The 17,455-nt window shown below is 40.8% G+C and carries 20 protein-coding genes; 19 read left to right on the forward strand and 1 reads right to left on the reverse strand.

Going from position 1 to position 17,455, the window contains the following annotated elements:
* Positions 1–3: 3 nt before the first annotated feature.
* Positions 4–591: a Maf family protein gene (locus tag P3L40_RS09710; protein ID WP_210853235.1), complete on the reverse strand. Its 588-nt coding sequence runs from the start codon at positions 589–591 to the stop codon at positions 4–6.
* A 143-nt stretch (positions 592–734) separates the two neighbouring features.
* On the opposite strand from P3L40_RS09710, the gene yceD reads away from it, so the two are divergent.
* The 19 genes from yceD (at position 735) to P3L40_RS09805 (ending at position 17,433) form a co-directional block, all read left to right on the forward strand.
* Positions 735–1,259, forward strand: a complete 525-nt coding sequence (yceD, locus tag P3L40_RS09715; protein ID WP_004253206.1) for a 23S rRNA accumulation protein YceD — start codon at positions 735–737, stop codon at positions 1,257–1,259.
* 12 nt (positions 1,260–1,271) lie between these two features.
* Complete coding sequence (gene rpmF / locus P3L40_RS09720) at positions 1,272–1,442, forward strand: 50S ribosomal protein L32 (RefSeq protein WP_004253223.1); 171 nt, start codon at positions 1,272–1,274, stop codon at positions 1,440–1,442.
* Positions 1,443–1,454: 12 nt separating this feature from the next.
* Positions 1,455–2,495 (forward strand): phosphate acyltransferase PlsX, encoded by a 1,041-nt coding sequence (plsX, locus tag P3L40_RS09725; protein WP_094960424.1) that lies wholly within the window; start codon positions 1,455–1,457, stop codon positions 2,493–2,495.
* Between the two features lie 9 nt (positions 2,496–2,504).
* On the forward strand, positions 2,505–3,455 hold the full coding sequence (locus P3L40_RS09730; RefSeq protein ID WP_094960620.1) for a beta-ketoacyl-ACP synthase III: 951 nt from the start codon (positions 2,505–2,507) through the stop codon (positions 3,453–3,455).
* Positions 3,456–3,473: 18 nt separating this feature from the next.
* Positions 3,474–4,406: an ACP S-malonyltransferase gene (fabD, locus tag P3L40_RS09735; RefSeq protein ID WP_096863860.1), complete on the forward strand. Its 933-nt coding sequence runs from the start codon at positions 3,474–3,476 to the stop codon at positions 4,404–4,406.
* A gap of 7 nt (positions 4,407–4,413) precedes the next feature.
* Complete coding sequence (fabG, locus tag P3L40_RS09740) at positions 4,414–5,148, forward strand: 3-oxoacyl-ACP reductase FabG (RefSeq protein ID WP_004253233.1); 735 nt, start codon at positions 4,414–4,416, stop codon at positions 5,146–5,148.
* Between the two features lie 155 nt (positions 5,149–5,303).
* Positions 5,304–5,540, forward strand: coding sequence for an acyl carrier protein (gene acpP / locus P3L40_RS09745; RefSeq protein ID WP_004253236.1), 237 nt, complete (start codon positions 5,304–5,306; stop codon positions 5,538–5,540).
* 77 nt (positions 5,541–5,617) lie between these two features.
* Positions 5,618–6,868, forward strand: coding sequence for a beta-ketoacyl-ACP synthase II (fabF, locus tag P3L40_RS09750; protein ID WP_071585850.1), 1,251 nt, complete (start codon positions 5,618–5,620; stop codon positions 6,866–6,868).
* 150 nt (positions 6,869–7,018) lie between these two features.
* Positions 7,019–7,849 carry an aminodeoxychorismate lyase gene (gene pabC, locus P3L40_RS09755; protein ID WP_210853237.1) on the forward strand — a complete coding sequence of 277 codons (831 nt, stop codon included), beginning with the start codon at positions 7,019–7,021 and terminating at the stop codon, positions 7,847–7,849.
* 52 nt (positions 7,850–7,901) lie between these two features.
* Complete coding sequence (gene mltG, locus P3L40_RS09760) at positions 7,902–8,924, forward strand: endolytic transglycosylase MltG (protein WP_210853239.1); 1,023 nt, start codon at positions 7,902–7,904, stop codon at positions 8,922–8,924.
* Positions 8,925–8,929: 5 nt separating this feature from the next.
* Positions 8,930–9,559: a dTMP kinase gene (gene tmk, locus P3L40_RS09765; RefSeq protein WP_164565242.1), complete on the forward strand. Its 630-nt coding sequence runs from the start codon at positions 8,930–8,932 to the stop codon at positions 9,557–9,559.
* 24 nt (positions 9,560–9,583) lie between these two features.
* Positions 9,584–10,576, forward strand: a complete 993-nt coding sequence (holB, locus tag P3L40_RS09770) for a DNA polymerase III subunit delta' (protein ID WP_004253251.1) — start codon at positions 9,584–9,586, stop codon at positions 10,574–10,576.
* Between the two features lie 12 nt (positions 10,577–10,588).
* Positions 10,589–11,380 (forward strand): metal-dependent hydrolase, encoded by a 792-nt coding sequence (locus P3L40_RS09775; protein WP_004253269.1) that lies wholly within the window; start codon positions 10,589–10,591, stop codon positions 11,378–11,380.
* 40 nt (positions 11,381–11,420) lie between these two features.
* The gene (hinT, locus tag P3L40_RS09780) at positions 11,421–11,771 is read left to right on the forward strand and encodes a purine nucleoside phosphoramidase (RefSeq protein WP_036957623.1); all 351 of its coding nucleotides are present in this window, start codon (positions 11,421–11,423) and stop codon (positions 11,769–11,771) included.
* A gap of 13 nt (positions 11,772–11,784) precedes the next feature.
* Positions 11,785–12,177 carry a YcfL family protein gene (locus P3L40_RS09785; RefSeq protein ID WP_210853241.1) on the forward strand — a complete coding sequence of 131 codons (393 nt, stop codon included), beginning with the start codon at positions 11,785–11,787 and terminating at the stop codon, positions 12,175–12,177.
* A 2-nt stretch (positions 12,178–12,179) separates the two neighbouring features.
* A complete protein-coding gene (lpoB, locus tag P3L40_RS09790) occupies positions 12,180–12,758 on the forward strand; it encodes a penicillin-binding protein activator LpoB (protein WP_004253278.1) in 579 nt (192 codons plus the stop codon).
* Complete coding sequence (locus tag P3L40_RS09795) at positions 12,751–13,623, forward strand: phosphotransferase (RefSeq protein WP_210853243.1); 873 nt, start codon at positions 12,751–12,753, stop codon at positions 13,621–13,623. The genes lpoB and P3L40_RS09795 overlap by 8 nt, the downstream gene beginning before the upstream one ends.
* Before the next feature lie 64 nt (positions 13,624–13,687).
* Positions 13,688–14,707 carry a beta-N-acetylhexosaminidase gene (gene nagZ, locus P3L40_RS09800; RefSeq protein ID WP_196724958.1) on the forward strand — a complete coding sequence of 340 codons (1,020 nt, stop codon included), beginning with the start codon at positions 13,688–13,690 and terminating at the stop codon, positions 14,705–14,707.
* A gap of 1,373 nt (positions 14,708–16,080) precedes the next feature.
* The gene (locus P3L40_RS09805; protein WP_004253295.1) at positions 16,081–17,433 is read left to right on the forward strand and encodes an OprD family outer membrane porin; all 1,353 of its coding nucleotides are present in this window, start codon (positions 16,081–16,083) and stop codon (positions 17,431–17,433) included.
* Positions 17,434–17,455 lie beyond the last annotated feature (22 nt).

A 17,455-nucleotide genomic window follows, 5' to 3' on the forward strand; every position in this document is an offset into this window, starting at 1 on the left:
TGATTAATTATCAAACAATGGGCTAACTTGGTGTTGTCGTAACATTTCAAGTAATAGAATAAGTGGAAGCCCCACTAACGTATTGGGGTCACGCCCTTCCAAACGTTCAAATAAGCTAATCCCTAATCCCTCTGATTTAAAACTTCCAGCACATTGATAAGGCCCATCTTTAAGTAAGTAATTAGTTATTTCGGCGTCAGATAGTGATCTAAAATGAACGTGAAACAATTCACACTCGACATTAAACTTACCTGTTTCAGTATCGAGTAAACATAGGCCAGTATAAAAAGTGACCTTATTGCCTGACGCAGATTTAAGCTGTTGAAAGGCATTATCAAAATTATGCGGTTTGCCCATAATTTTATTTCCAATTACACAAACTTGGTCAGAACCAATAATCAGGTGCTGAGGGTATTTAGCAAAGAGTGCGTTGGCCTTTTCATGAGATAAACGCATGACTAAAGCCTGAGCGGACTCATTCAATATGGGCGATTCATCAATATTGGGAGCCACTGCTAAAAAAGGCAATCCCAGTTTTTTTAGTAGGGCTTGTCGGTATGTTGAAGTTGACGCCAAAATAATCGATTTCATGATTTTTCTCGAAACTCGTAGCCAAAAGGGTTAACTCATTTTAAACTATAAAACGTAAAACCTACGGTTTTTTGGTGAAAAGGCGAGTTTACCCCGCCTTTTTCTTTGACTATAGCTCATTACAAAGTTAATATGCGCGCCTTATGCAAAAGGTAAAATTACCCCTGACTATCGATGCGCAGCGTGCAGCTCAGAAAAACCTCGACTATGTTGGGAGTTATACATCTGAGCAAGTTACACGAATTGCCGAATCAGTAGTCAGTGTAGATAGTGATGTAGAAACCGAATTATCATTTAAAATTGATAATCAGCGTTTGACTGTCATCGAGGGGAAATCCCAAGTGGATGTCACCTTACAATGCCAACGTTGCAGAACTGATTTCAAACATCATGTCTACGTATCGTATTGTTTTAGTCCTGTCGTCAATGACGAAAAGGCCGAAGCATTACCGGAGCTCTATGAACCGATTCAAATTGATGAATTTGGTGAAATAGATTTGCTGGGAATGATAGAAGATGAAATAATTCTATCCTTACCAGTGGTTCCGGTTCATGATTCTGAACACTGTGAAGTGTCCGAAGCGGACATGGTGTATGGTGAACTGCCTCCTGAGGCAGAAAAACCAAACCCATTTGCCGTATTAGCCAGTTTAAAGAAAAGTACTTAAGGAGTAAGGTCAATGGCCGTACAACAGAATAAACCAACTCGTTCAAAACGCGGTATGCGTCGTTCACATGATGCACTGACTGCTACCCTAGTTTCTGTAGATAAAACTTCCGGTGAAACTCACCTGCGTCACCATGTGACTGCAGATGGTTACTACCGTGGCCGTAAGGTTATCAACAAGTAATTTGTTGTTACCTTGGCTAATCTAACCATCGCGTTAGATGCTATGGGCGGGGATGTTGGTCCCCGCGTCACGGTGCCTGCTGCATTGCAGGCACTGGCATCTAATCCAGCACTCAAATTACTGCTTGTTGGTCAACCCGAAGCCATTCAACCTTTGCTTGCACAACAAAGTGCTGAGCTAATTTCGCGCGTCGAAATTATTCCTGCTGACGGCATTATCGCAAACGATGCAAAACCATCAAACGCGATAAGACAAAGCAAAGGAACGTCGATGCGAGTGGCCTTAGAGTTAGTGAAGACAGGGCAGGCACAAGCGTGCGTGAGTGCGGGAAATACGGGTGCGCTGATGGGCTTAGCGAAATTAATGCTAAAGTCTATAGAGGGGATTGAGCGCCCAGCGCTAATGACAATCCTACCTAATCAGCAAAAAAGTCAAACAGTAGTGCTAGATTTAGGCGCTAATGTTAACTGTAGTAGTGATATGCTAGTCCAATTTGCCGTAATGGGTTCCGTGATGGCTGAAGAAGTGGTTAACATTTCTAAACCGAGAGTTGCGTTACTGAATATTGGCGAAGAAGAGAGTAAAGGGTTGGATAATATCCGCGAAGCCGCCTCAATATTAAAAGAAACGACATCAATTAACTACATTGGTTATGTAGAAGGTAACGAGTTACTGACAGGTAAAACCGATGTGTTAGTGTGTGACGGCTTCGCAGGTAATGTCTCATTGAAGACAATGGAAGGTGTAATACGCGTCATCCTTTCATTGATAAAATCGACCGGCGATCAACATAAAAAAAGCAGTTGGTTTATGCAACTGGCGAAAAAATGGTTAAAAAAACGTTTAATGAAACGTTTTGGGGACATGAACCCCGACCAGTATAACGGTGCGACTCTGTTAGGATTAAAAGGTATTGTCATCAAGAGTCACGGTGCAGCGAATGAAGGCGCTTTTAAAGCGGCTATTGACCGCGCAGTACAAGCTGTTGAAAAACAAGTCCCAGAAAGAATAACAGCGCGACTAAATATTGTTTTACCCAGGAGTGATCAATAACCTATGGCTATGTACAGTAAAATCTTAGGAACAGGCAGCTACTTACCAGCACAAGTACGTACCAATGCTGATCTGGAAAAAATGGTTGATACTTCTGATGAGTGGATTGTGACACGCACTGGCATACATGAAAGAAGAATTGCTAACGAAGAAGAAAGTGTTTCAGTGATGGGTTTTCATGCGGCCAAAAATGCGTTGGACATGGCACAAGTCGATGCAACAGACATTGGTTTGATTATCGTCGCAACCACATCAGCAACTCACGCTTTCCCTAGTGCAGCTTGCCAAATCCAACAAATGCTTGGTATCCAAGATTGTGCGGCATTTGATGTTGCAGCTGCATGTGCAGGTTTTACTTATGCGATTAGTATTGCTGATCAATTCGTTAAAACGGGCATGACTAAAAAAGCATTAGTTATTGGTGCAGATGCATTATCTAAAACATTAGATCCCGAAGATCGTGGCACAATTATTTTATTTGGCGATGCGGCAGGGGCTGTGGTTATTGGCGAATCTGAAGAGCCGGGTATCATTTCGACGCATTTACATGCAGATGGCCGTTATGGTGATTTACTCACATTACCTAATCGTAGCCGTTGCTCTGAAGACCCTGCCTATTTGACCATGACAGGTAACGAAGTCTTTAAAGTTGCAGTGCGTGAATTAGCGCATATTGTCGATGAAACATTAGCACAGAGCGGCATTGCCAAAGAAGAACTTGATTGGCTAGTCCCACATCAAGCAAATTTAAGAATTATTTCTGCGACGGCGAAAAAATTAGATATGACGATGGATAAAGTCGTTGTCACATTAGACCGTCACGGTAATACTTCAGCAGCATCAGTTCCTACAGCGTTGGATGAAGCGGTGCGTGATGGCCGTATTCAGCGTGGTCAACTTGTGCTTTTAGAAGCCTTTGGTGGTGGTTTCACTTGGGGCTCTGCATTGGTTCGTTTTTAATTAACTGAGAAAATAGACATGACACAATTTGCTATGGTATTTCCCGGACAGGGTTCTCAGTCTTTAGGTATGTTAGCGGCACTAGCTGAAGAAAATCAGCTGGTTGAGCAAACATTCGCTGAAGCATCGGAAGCATTGGGTTACGATCTCTGGGCGTTAGTACAAAATGGGCCAGAAGAAGAATTAAACAAAACATGGCAAACACAGCCTGCGTTATTGGCAGCTTCTGTGGCTATTTTCCGTGTTTGGAAAGACAAAAATGGCGCAATGCCAACGATGATGGCGGGTCACAGCCTTGGTGAGTATTCTGCTTTAGTTTGTGCGGGTGTTATCGACTTCAAACAAGCGATTAAACTGGTTGAATTGCGCGGAAAACTCATGCAAGAAGCCGTTCCTGAAGGAACTGGTGCGATGTATGCCATTATTGGTTTAGATAATGAATCAATTGAAAAAGCTTGCCAAGAAGCTGCTCAAGGCCAAGTGGTTTCACCAGTTAATTTTAATTCGCCAGGCCAAGTCGTCATTGCGGGTGAAAAAGCGGCAGTCGAACGTGCGGGTATCGCATGTAAAGAAGCGGGGGCAAAACGCGCATTACCATTATCTGTTAGCGTCCCTTCTCATTGTGCATTAATGAAGCCAGCTGCTGATAAATTAGCCGAAGCGTTAGAAAAAATTGATTTTTGTGAGCCAGACTATCCAGTTATTAACAATGTTGATGTTAAAATTGAGAAATCGGCACAAAATATTCGTGATGCTTTAGTCCGTCAACTGTATAATCCAGTACGCTGGACGGAAACAGTAGAATTAATGGCAGATCAAGGTGTTGAACATCTTATTGAAGTAGGTCCAGGGAAAGTATTGACTGGTCTTACCAAGCGAATTGTCTCTAATTTAACTGCCGTCGCAGTCAATGATCCTGTATCATTAAGCACTGCTTTAGAAAATAGCTGAGGACGACATGAGCTTTGAAGGAAAAATTGCACTGGTAACAGGCGCGAGTCGTGGAATTGGTAAAGCGATTGCTTTAACATTAATTGCTCGTGGTGCTACTGTTATCGGGACAGCAACCAGCGAAAAAGGCGCAGAAGCCATTACCGCTTATCTTGATGGCAAAGGTAAAGGTTTAGCATTAAACGTGACTGATGCAGCATCAATCGAAGAAACTTTGACCAAAATCCGCGAAGAATTTGGTGAAATTGATATTTTGATTAATAATGCAGGTATCACTCGTGATAACCTATTGATGCGTATGAAAGAAGATGAATGGCAAGATATTATTGACACCAATCTTTCATCCGTTTACCGTTTGTCTAAATCCGTTTTGCGTGCCATGATGAAAAAACGTTGTGGACGTATTATTTCAATTGCATCCGTTGTCGGTGTGATGGGAAATGCGGGGCAAACTAACTATGCAGCAGCGAAAGCAGGGTTAATTGGTTTTAGCAAATCATTGGCTCGTGAAGTCGCTTCTCGTGGTATTACTGTCAACGTCGTTGCACCTGGTTTTATCGAAACTGATATGACTAAAGCATTGACAGATGAACAGCGTGCAGGCATTTTATCTCAGGTTCCTGCGGATAGACTGGGTGATGCACAAGAAATTGCCAGTGCTGTAGCGTTTTTAGCTTCTGATGAAGCTGCTTACATCACAGGTGAAACATTGCATGTCAATGGTGGCATGTACATGATCTAAAGAAATGATGGAACTATTTGCATTTTTAATGTTATCTAACGCTAAATAATGCAAAATAATAGTTCCAACAGCCGGGATTGGGTTGTATCTTTTCCTGTATTTCATAAACTACGAAAACCATCGCGAAAGCGAGTTTTGATAGGAATTTTAATAGTATGAGCACTATCGAAGAACGCGTTAAGAAAATCATCGTTGAACAACTGGGTGTTAAAGAGGAAGAAGTTGTAAATACAGCTTCATTTGTTGATGACTTGGGCGCTGATTCTCTTGACACAGTTGAGCTAGTTATGGCTCTGGAAGAAGAGTTCGATTGCGAAATCCCTGACGAAGAAGCTGAAAAGATCACAACAGTACAGGCTGCGATTGACTACGTCGAGAACGCATCTAAATAATTGTACGAAAACTTATCTAGGCGATCACTCGATCGCCTATGTTCCTTTTGTAACTTTTCCCTCCTTGGAGGAAATACGTGTCTAAGCGTCGTGTAGTCGTAACCGGACTGGGCATGTTATCTCCTGTCGGCAACACAGTTGAGTCATCATGGAAAGCTGTTTGTGACGGACAGAGTGGTATCAGCCTAATCGATCATTTTGATACTACTAACCACGCAACTAAATTTGCTGGCTTAGTAAAAGATTTCAATTACGAAGAATTTGGCATCTCTCGTAAAGATGCAAAGAAAATGGATCCATTCATCCAATATGGCATCGCAGCTGGCTTTCAAGCCTTTAAAGATGCTGGATTGGAAGTAACAGAAGCCAATGCTACTCGAATTGGTGCAGCGATTGGTTCTGGTATTGGTGGGTTAGGCTTAATTCAGGACAACTGTGAGTCATTACTGCACGGTGGGCCTCGTAAGGTAAGTCCATTCTTCGTACCATCGACCATCATTAATATGGTGGCTGGTCATTTAAGCATTATGTACGGTTTCCGTGGTCCAAGTATTTCAATTGCAACTGCCTGTACATCAGGTGTGCATAATATTGGTCATGCAGCTCGTATGATTGCTTACGGTGACGCCGATGTAATGGTTGCAGGCGGCGCTGAAAAAGCGACTACACCACTTGGTGTGGCTGGTTTCGGTGCAGCGCGTGCATTATCGACTCGCAACGATGACCCGCAAGCGGCAAGTCGCCCATGGGATAAAGACCGTGATGGTTTTGTTCTGGGAGATGGCGCAGGTATCATTATTCTTGAAGAATATGAACATGCGAAAGCACGCGGTGCAAAAATTTATGCAGAAATTGCAGGTTTTGGGATGAGCAGTGATGCTTACCATATGACATCACCACCTGAAAATGGTGCGGGTGCAGCACTTGCAATGGAAAATGCACTAAATGACGCAGGAATCAAAGCGAGTGACGTGGGGTATATCAATGCTCACGGTACTTCAACTCCTGCAGGCGATTTAGCAGAAGCACAAGCAGTCGTTAATGTATTTGGTGAGGGCACAGATGTATTAGTCAGCTCAACTAAATCAATGACTGGGCACTTACTTGGTGCTGCAGGTGCTATTGAGTCAATCTTCACTATTTTGGCATTGTGCGATCAAATTGTTCCACCTACCATTAATTTGGATAACCCAGATGAAGCGTGCAAACTGGATTTTGTTCCAGGTGAAGCACGTAAAGTGGATAACATGGAGTATGCTCTGTGTAACTCGTTTGGTTTTGGTGGCACCAACGGTTCATTAATTTTCCGTCGTTATCACGGCGAATAATTAATCTATTACCGTTAGTTATTAGCCCTAGTCACGTATTGTGGCTGGGGCTTTATTTTGCCCAGTTCTTTGCACAGTTCTTCGCTTTAGTTTATGATAATCCCACTTGATTACTGTCTGATTTATCAGCTTTTATTATAAGTATTATCAATGTCATATTGGGTTAATGGGCAGCTTTGCCAGCAAATAAGTGTTACTGATCGCGCAGTCTCTTTTGGGGACGGCTGCTTTACGACCATACATGGCGTTAATCAGCAAGCTAAAATGTTAAATGAGCATATTGTTCGGTTAAAGCACGATAGCCAAAGATTGAAAATTGCTCAGCCAGATTGGGAAAGGTTGGCAGAGCATCTAAAGCAGGTTTGTGCAGAACAGACTCAAGACGAATTTGTGGTCAAAGTGATTATTAGTCGCGGTGCTGGTGGTAGAGGATATAGCTCTAAAGGTTTTACCTCGCCGACGGTGATAGTCAGCGTTTCTCCCTTCCCGAATAATTATGTCCAATTACAGTGCAAAGGGGCTAACCTCGTTCTCAGCCAAATTCCATTGGCTCGTAACCCATTGCTAGCAGGGATGAAACACCTCAACCGCTTAGAACAAGTCCTTATTAAGCAAGAGGTTGATGAACTTAATGCAGATGAAGCTATTGTGCTAGACACCGACGGTATTATTGTTGAATGCTGTAGTGCTAATGTTTTCTGGCGAATTGGTCAAACAGTGTATACCTCAGTTTTATCTCATAGTGGTGTGAATGGATTAATGAGACAAAAGATAATATCACTGTTACAAGATAGCCAGTACCATCTTCAACAGGTGGAACGCTTTGCTAACGTCTTAACTCATTGTGATGAAGTGGTTATTTGTAATGCGCTGATGCCAGTTTTACCGGTACAAAGTATTCAAATGGATAAACAACTTCCACCATTACAATTTGCGTCTCGTGAGCTGTTTGAGTATCTATTTTTGCGTTGCAAAATTTAGTTTTTATAAATGAATTAATTGTTACCAATACACGCATTGAAATGGTCAATAAATGAAATTAGCCAAAAAAATTATTCTAATTGCCGTTATCTTGGCTGCTATTGTCGCAGCCGCGGTCTATTGGCAATATCGTCAAGTACTGGACTATGCCAAAACGCCTATCAATATCACTCAAGAAAAAATCTTCACAGTACCTGCGGGAACTGGGCGTGTCGCATTTGAAGGGTTACTTATAGAAGATAACATTCTTGAAAAAGGGAATGAATTTCAATGGTTACTCAAATTACGGCCTGAACTGGCTCAACTAAAAGCAGGAACTTACCGCCTGCAACCGGGTATGAATGTGGAACAACTACTACAATTAATTGTAAGTGGTAAAGAAGCACAATTTTCGATCCGTTTTATTGAAGGTAACCGTTTAAGTGATTGGGGTAATATTTTACGTGATGCTCCTTACTTAGAGCATAAAACTACCAACTTAACCCCGACAGAACTGCATGCCCTGATTGGGTTTAACGGAGAAGGGACTTTAGAAGGGTGGCTATATCCTGATACCTATTTATACACAGCGGGGACAACAGACGCTGAAATTTTAAAACGTGCTTATAAACGTATGCAAAACAGCCTTGATGAAGAGTGGAAAGGGCGTGATAGGGATTTACCCTATAAGAATGCCTATGAAATGCTTATTATGGCTTCGATTATTGAAAAAGAAACCGGTATTGATAGTGAAAGAGCCCAGGTTGCATCCGTATTTGTTAACCGCTTAAAGAAAAATATGCGTCTACAAACCGACCCAACCGTCATCTATGGGTTAGGTGAAAAGTATCGTGGTAAAATTTATCGTAGTGATTTAGATAATTACACACCATACAATACTTATAAGATTGATGGTTTGCCACCAACACCGATCGCAATGCCGAGCCTTGCATCGTTAAAGGCTGCCGCACATCCGGCTAAAACGGATTACATATTCTTTGTCGCAGATGGTAAAGGTGGGCATACTTTTAGTCGTAATCTAAACGACCACAATCGTGCCGTTAAAGTTTACCGCCAATTTGAACAGCAAAACTGATAAAAATGAAAAACCAATTTATTGTTATTGAAGGACTCGAAGGAGCTGGTAAAACAACTGCAATCAATACGGTTGTGGAAACGTTGAACCAAGCAGGGGTCACAGATATTGTTTTTACTCGAGAGCCTGGTGGAACGCCATTGGCAGAGAAACTCCGTGAGCTGATAAAGCAAGGTATTGCAGGTGATAAAGTCACGGATAAGGCTGAATTGCTGATGTTATATGCAGCCCGTGTACAACTGGTTGATACAGTGATCCAACCTGCATTAGCGGCTGGCAAATGGGTGGTCGGTGACCGTCATGATTTATCTTCCCAAGCGTATCAGGGGGGTGGACGTGAAATTGATCGTCATTTGATGCAATCATTACGTGACTTAGTGTTGGGCGATTTCAAACCTTCATTAACCTTATACCTTGATTTACCTCCTGAATTAGGTTTACAACGTGCAAGGTCACGGGGTGAATTAGATAGAATTGAAAAAGAATCGTTAGCCTTTTTCGAAAGAACACGCAGCCGTTATCTTGAGCTGGCTGCGGGTGATGAAACGATACTCACTATTGATGCCAGCCAAAACATTGAGCAAGTACAGCAAGATATTCGCCAAACGTTGACACAATGGTTAGCGCGTGCTTGATAAACCACATAAGGTATTAATCCCATGAATTGGTATCCTTGGTTAAATGAACCTTACCGACAAATTATTACTGCGTACCAAAACGGTAGAGGCCACCATGCGTTACTGCTTCACTCAATACCGGGAAATGGGGCACAAGCACTATGCTATGGAATTAGTCGTTGGCTTATTTGCCAAGAAAGAGACGGGCTAAAAAGCTGTGGGCAATGCCACAGCTGTCGTTTGATGCTCGCTGGTAATCATCCTGACTATCATATTATTGAAGTAGAAAAAGGGAAGTCTACTGTTAGTGTTGATGCGGTTAGAAAATTGATTGAAACCTTGAGTCGCCATGCTCAACAAGGCGGCAACAAAGTGGTGTATATTCCACAGGTTGAAGCATTGACAGATGCAGCAGCTAATGCGTTATTGAAAACATTGGAAGAGCCAGCAAAGGATACTTACTTTTTACTTGGAAGTGATAAACAAGAGAATTTGCTTGCGACCATTCGCAGCCGTTGCCTAAGTCATTTCTTACCTGCTCCCGATCCACAAATAGCACTCTACTGGTTGCAAAAGCAAAAGCCGGGTATTGCTGTTGAAAATGCGATAACGGCATTAAAAATATGCCAAGGTGCGCCACTTTCTGCGCTAGCCTTATTGGATGAACAACGCTGGAAAAAACGTAATGCACTATGCCATAGTTTAGGTCATGCATTGCAAACGGGGGATATGTTGAGTTTGTTGCCTAGTTTGAATATTGATGAAGCGCCTGATGCCTTAAATTGGCTACTTAGCTTATTGGCGGATGCTATTAAAATTCAACAAGGGGCTGGGGCTTTTTGCATCAACCAAGATCAGCAATCTCAAGTTCTGCAATTAGCTGGTGCTATGAATCGAACACAGTTAATAAATATGTATGATAAGTGGTTATATTGCCGCCATCAATTACTGACAGTTCCTGCACTGAATCAGGAACTGATTCTGACAAATCAATTATTACAATGGGAAGCTTCGTTGTCTCTCCCTACATTTTAAAAAGAGTTAAATATGTTTGTTGTTGATTCACACTGTCATCTCGACTGTTTAGATTATGAAAAATTACATACGAATGTCGACGATGTTATCGCAAAGGCTTCGGCCCGTGATGTCCGTTTCATGTTAGCTGTTGCAACAACGTTGCACGGTTTTGAAAGCATGAAAAAAATGATTGGCATGCGTGACAATATTGCTTTTTCATGTGGTATTCATCCTCTCAATTTAGACGAAGGATATGATTTCGCACGACTAGCACAATTAGCCGCAGGAAATGAGGTTGTTGCGCTAGGAGAAACAGGGCTGGATTACTATTATCAGCAAGAGAATGCCGCGTTGCAGCAAGAGTCTTTTCGTCAGCACATTCGCATAGGTCGTGAAGTCAATAAACCCGTCATTGTGCATACTCGTGCGGCACGAGAAGACACCTTATCTATTCTACGCGAAGAAAATGTGATGGACTGTGGCGGGGTATTACACTGCTTTACTGAAGATAAAGATACGGCTGTTGAACTACTCGATTTAGGTATGTATATCTCATTTTCAGGGATCGTCACATTTCGTAACGCAGAGCAAATTAGAGAAGCCGCCCGTGTTGTTCCTTTAGACCGAATTTTAGTCGAAACTGACTCGCCATATTTGGCTCCTGTTCCTCATCGTGGCAGGGAAAACCAACCCGCGTACGTCCGGGATGTTATTGAGTATATGGCGGTGCTAAAGGGGGTTAGTGTTGAGCAACTCGCTGAAATCACGACACAAAACTTCAATCGTTTGTTTCATTTAAATGTTGGCACAAATAACGTATAAATTAGTTCACTAGAACGATTAAATGACTAAGGAAATTGAAATGGCAGAAGAAACGATTTTCAGTAAAATTATCCGTCGCGAGATCCCTGCAGACGTGGTTTACCAAGATGAACTTGTCACCGCATTTCGTGACATTTCGCCACAAGCACCTTCTCATATTCTTATTATTCCTAATAAATTAATTCCAACTGTCAATGATGTTACTGTGGATGACGAACTTGCATTAGGTCGTTTGTTTACTGTTGCAGCGAAAATAGCCAAAGAAGAAGGTATTGCAGAAAATGGCTACCGTTTAATCATGAACTGCAATGAACATTCAGGGCAAGAAGTGTTTCATATCCACATGCATCTAGTGGGTGGTCGCCCATTAGGGCCGCTATTGGCAAAATAATAAGGGATCGGCAATGAACCGTATTGCATTACTTGCTTTGGTAACTGTGTTGCTAAGTGGTTGCATATTTAAGAAAACACAAGGGCTGGTTTTTAATGAGCAACAGCGCATCATTATGGAGCCCGCAGTACTTGCACAAGGGGTCATTGTCGAAAACCCAGTGATAGGTAGTGAAAATCATCAAACTATCGCTACTATTAACATGAGTAATTCACAGCCTAAAGTGGTGAATATTGCTTATCGTTTATACTGGTATGATAAGCAAGGATTAAACGTAGAAACATCGAATACCTTGTATCAGCAAATCGCAGCAAATTCTGATGTGAAAGTTTGTGCTGTGACTTCTTCTCCACGTGCAACAAATGTACGTGTTCATGTATTTTTATCGTCAAAGGCCGGAGAATAATAATGAAACGCATCTTAATGGTTGCTGCCGCGACATTAATTTTGGCTGGGTGCCCTTCATATCCACCTCAACAACCAGGTACACAACCCCCAATTGTGCCAGTAGAGCCGGAAAAACAACCAGAAGTGACTCCGCCACCCGTTGATGTTGTTCCAACTCCACCAAAGCAACAAACAACAGATTGGTCCGCTTCCATTACACCTTTAGTTAACCAAATGGCCAGTGCGGATGGGGTCGAAAACGGAAAAGTACTGTTAGTTGATTCAGTGAAAAATAACACGAATGGTTCAATACCGGTGCAAACTGTAACATCAGTTATGACAACCGCGGTTGAGAACACCAATCGTTTTAAAGTGGTTCCCGCCAGTGTGGTGAGTTCCGCACGTAAAACACTCGGTTTATCACAAGAAGACAGTTTAGTCACCCGTAGCAAAGCGATAGGGTTAGGCCGCTATGTTCAAGCGGAGTATGTGATTTACAGCGTGATGTCAGGTTCAAATAAAGAAAGAAGTCTTGAAATGCAGTTGATGGATGTGCAAACAGGTGAAATTGTTTGGACTGGAAAGCACAATATTGAGTAACCAGCAGTCACTTTTTCGACTGTTAGTGACACATTTTCCTACAATCTCTGTACGTGATTGGAAAATATCCTCACTAACAGGGCTGTCGGGGGGAAGTTATTTGGTGGAATGTTTTCTACCTGCTTGCGAAGTGAAGCTGATAGCGCGTGCAGATGGAAATGCACAAACTGCTTTGTATGTTGACCGAAAGAAAGAAGCGCGGATATTGCAGCAATTACGCGCTTATTCATTTACACCTCAAGTGATTGGTCGGAATTCACAATGGTTATTATTAGGGTGGTGTGAAGGGCAACACCCTGATAATAATACTTTTTTGTTGCCCAGTTACCAGTGTGAGCTTGCAAATATAGTCACACAATTACATTGTGCTCCACTGCTGGGGTATCATTTACAACTCCGCAATGAAATATCTCATTACGGCTATTTAATTGATAAAAAACGGTTATCACCTCGCTGGAAAAAACTCCATCGCCATTTTACCTCTGCCTCTTTCCCAAAAATGCTGAAACTCGCGCCTGCCCATATGGATATTCATGCAAAGAATATTATATGCACATCAACAGGGCAGCTAATGCTATTGGATTGGGAGTATGCGGCAAATACAGATATCGCATTCTCTTTAGAAACCTATTTCCAATTTAATGGTCTGACAGACATTCAGCGAGATTTTTTCTTGAGGCAATATTGTGATGTTCACGGTGCTTATCGAGACAAACAGCAATTGGCGAAAAGCTGTCAATCATGGGCACCTTGGGTAAAATATATGACATTAATGTGGTATGAAGTGCAGTGGAATGAAAGCCAGTCAACTGACTTTTTGGTACACTCACAATTATTACGGCAATATTTTGGTTTAATAGGTTGATAGCCAAAGGCTATCAGAAAACAGTATCGGATTAAGACAATTAGTTTAATAAGTGAGGCATGTTATGGGCCCTATAATGCTAGATGTTCAGGGTTATGAATTGGACAACGAAGAGCGCGAAATATTAGCTCACCCATCCGTGGGGGGGTTAATACTGTTTACCCGTAACTTTCATGACGCAGCCCAATTACGAGAGCTTGTCCGCCAAATTCGTGATGCATCAAGACACCGGTTGTTGATAGCTGTTGACCAAGAAGGTGGTCGAGTACAACGTTTCCGTGATGGTTTCACCGCATTGCCTTCTGCTCAGGCATTTGCAGCACTCAATAGTGAAATCGATGGTGCTAAACTCGCTGAAGAGGCGGGTTGGTTAATGGCATCAGAGATGATAGCCATGGATATTGATATTAGTTTTGCACCTGTTTTGGATCTTGGCCATCAAAGTATTGCGATAGGCGAACGCTCATTCCACGAAGACCCAGAAATTGCGATGGTCATGGCAGAACGTTTTATTAAAGGTATGCGCAGTGCGGGGATGAAAACAACTGGGAAACACTTTCCTGGCCATGGTGCAGTGAAAGCTGACTCACATAAAGAAACACCACGGGATGACCGCTCCTTGGAGAAGATCCGGGGTAAAGATATGTTGATCTTTAAAGACTTTATTCAGCGAGAACTACTCGATGCAGTGATGCCTGCTCATGTTATTTATACTCAAGCTGATGATCGTCCTGCGAGCGGTTCACCATTTTGGCTAAAATCAGTATTGCGAGAGCAACTTGGTTTTCATGGTGTCATTTTCTCTGATGATTTATCGATGGAAGGCGCTGCGGTGATGGGAAGTTATCCTGAGAGAGCCCAGTCATCGTTGAATGCGGGATGCGACATGATTTTAGTCTGTAATAATCGTGAAGGTGCAGTCAGCGTCTTAGATAACTTACCGAAACAATATGATAGCCAAGCTTCTAAGCTATATCATAGCGGCCGACAATATAGTTTAACAGAGTTGCAAGCAGTTGAGCGTTGGAAAAATAGCCATCGTCAACTCGTTGATTTGCATGAGCGCTGGCAAGAACATCGCTAATAATTTCTAGTACATCTGAAAGGCCAGTAATTTATTACTGGCTTTTTTGCATAAGTACGCAAAAAAGACAAATTGCTTTGCATGAATAAAATAATAAAATTATGACTTGTGGTAAAAGTTACCCGTAACTTTCTTGTTTTTTTACAGTTAATCCAAATGTTCTTTTCGACTATATTTGATAAAAATGAACTAATACTTATTTCACTATTAAAAATAATTAGAAGGTTTTTATTAATCTCATTAGTGTTATGTTTCATTTTTGAAAAAATAAAATAGAAATATTGATTGTTTTATTTGTTGGTAATTATATTTTGGGTTTAATTGAAACAAATAACCATATATTTGCATTATGTCTGGGTTTTTATGTGGTTAGGATGCTAGGTATAGCTATGTTAATTTTAATAATGAAAGCAATCATCTTAAAAAGTTAAGATGATTTTAAATAAATGAAAAATAGAATGATTCAATTAGTGCTTAATAACTATTGGTGCCTATCATTTGCTCAAGTGTTACTTAATTTAAATTTGCCTACAGAGAATAATACTTTCTCTTATGAGGGGGCTATAGAACGATCATGAGTAAATATACATCAACAAATACTACGCATTCATATGAAAGTTTCTATTGGGTGAAATTTTATACATATAGCCAATATGTATAAAGCTATTACAAATACCTATTTAAGTGGATGAGTTAACAAATAAATGAATTGCCGATAAAATTCTATTCAAAATAATGAGTTACATATTAAATTTACCTTAAAATAAAATGTGACATGCATCACTATTAAAAAGTAGCTTATTGCAACTGATGTGGCGTGTTGTGACAGCGATCGTTTTAATTGACATAAAATTACGATAGCATTCGTATTATGAAAGATTTATGACAATTTAGAGTGATAAGTAATCAATTAAAAAGATAGCAATTTAATGGTTGCATTTTAAGTTAAATATTCAAATTTATTTGAGATGATTATTTCTCAGGGATATTTTTTGCTCTAAAAAATTATATAGGAAATAAAGTGAAATTTTTTTCTTAATAAATAATACAGTGTTGATAAATACAGTGCCGTAGTGTGAGGTTTAAGCTAGATAAACACCAAATATGAGTAAGTGGCGCTATCGAATCAATAATGTATTTTTGAATTCTTATAAGGAATATTTCTATTCATAGTAATAAGTAAACACAAATACAGGAAAATACTGTATTGAATTTTATATTTAAAATGACTTATGTGTTTGAAATGGATGTATCTGTTTGTCTTTAAGTTAAATTGTTTTATTAAGCTAAAAATAAAAATGGTGTTTTGTTGTTCATGGAAACATGGCACAGCATAAAATTAATTCAAATAATCATTAACTAGGTTAATTCCAATGAAAGTTAAAAATATTGCGTTATTAATGCTTTCTCCTTGCTATTTAGCGGTAGCAATGGCAAATGCCAGCAACTGGGAAGATTCTATCAAGGAAAACTCATTCATTGCGGATTCGGAGCTAGAGCTGTCAACCCGCAACATGTGGAAATACTTAAAAACAGAAAACCGTTTTGATAAAAACGAAAACCGTTATCGAAAACAAGTTGCGAATGCTTGGGGACAAAACTTTCAAGCAGATTTCAAATCAGGTTATTTTGCTGATGTAATTGGCTTTGATGCCTCTTATTACGGCGGTATCAAACTGGGGGCAAGTAAAGACTTCGCCTCCCGTGCAATTTTATATAATGATGATGGCCATGCGAAAGGGTACAACAAAATTGGTCAACGTTATGCAAAAGTAAAACTGGACCTTGAGCCAGTAAAATTTAATGCGAAAGCAGGTTGGTTTACGCTGAAAAATACGGGTATTTTCACGAATTCACAGCGTTTATCATTGAACAGTTATAGCGGTTACTACACTAATACTGCGATCAGTGATTGGAGTTTGGATTTATTATATCTCGATAAGAAAGTCATGCGTCGCGATAGCCCAAATATTGATGCGATGTATTTCACTGATGCTAATGGTGTTCGACACAATGTTAATCATGTCATTACAGGTGGTATTAACTACAATACTAAACCATTGAAAGTATACTATTTCTATGGTCAAGCAGATGATTTATTCCGTCAGCAAGGTTTAGAAGCAAAATATAAACTGACTTCAGATGTGACACTAGGTACACAAATCTATAACCATGAATACGGTAGTGATGGTAAACGTACTGAAACCGATAAACAAAAAGGGAAGCGTAATTTTGACAAACGTGCATGGCACTACGCAGGAACGGCAGAATGGCGTATTCCTGAGTCACCTTGGACGTTAAGCACAGGTTTAACTCATACCCAAGCGAAAAAAGCGAATGGCGTAGGCCAGTTTGCGCGTAACCCAATTGGTAACACTCGTGGCCGTTTTAACTCACCAGCCTATGCAGATATCGACTACGTACGCGATGGTGAAACCATGGTTGCAATGGCGGCAGAGTATCGTATTAGTAAAGAACTCTCTGTTGGTGCGCGTACTAACTATTCAGAATTTAAATATGAAGGTGAAAGATTAAAACAAGGTCAATTTGGTCTATTCAGCTATTGGAAACCAACTGAAAACCTTTCTGTTTCGTTAAGTGGCGGTCTGGGCTGGCACCACCGTCAGGAGAACGACTACACGACTCCAAAATTATATGATGGTCACTCACGTCGTGCACACTCGTTATCTGGATCAATGACAACGACTTATCGTTTCAAAATGTAGTCGATAGTTGAAAAGGATTAAA

Origin of the sequence: Providencia sp. PROV040 (assembly GCF_032706145.1) — a bacterium.
Lineage (GTDB): Bacteria > Pseudomonadota > Gammaproteobacteria > Enterobacterales > Enterobacteriaceae > Providencia > Providencia hangzhouensis.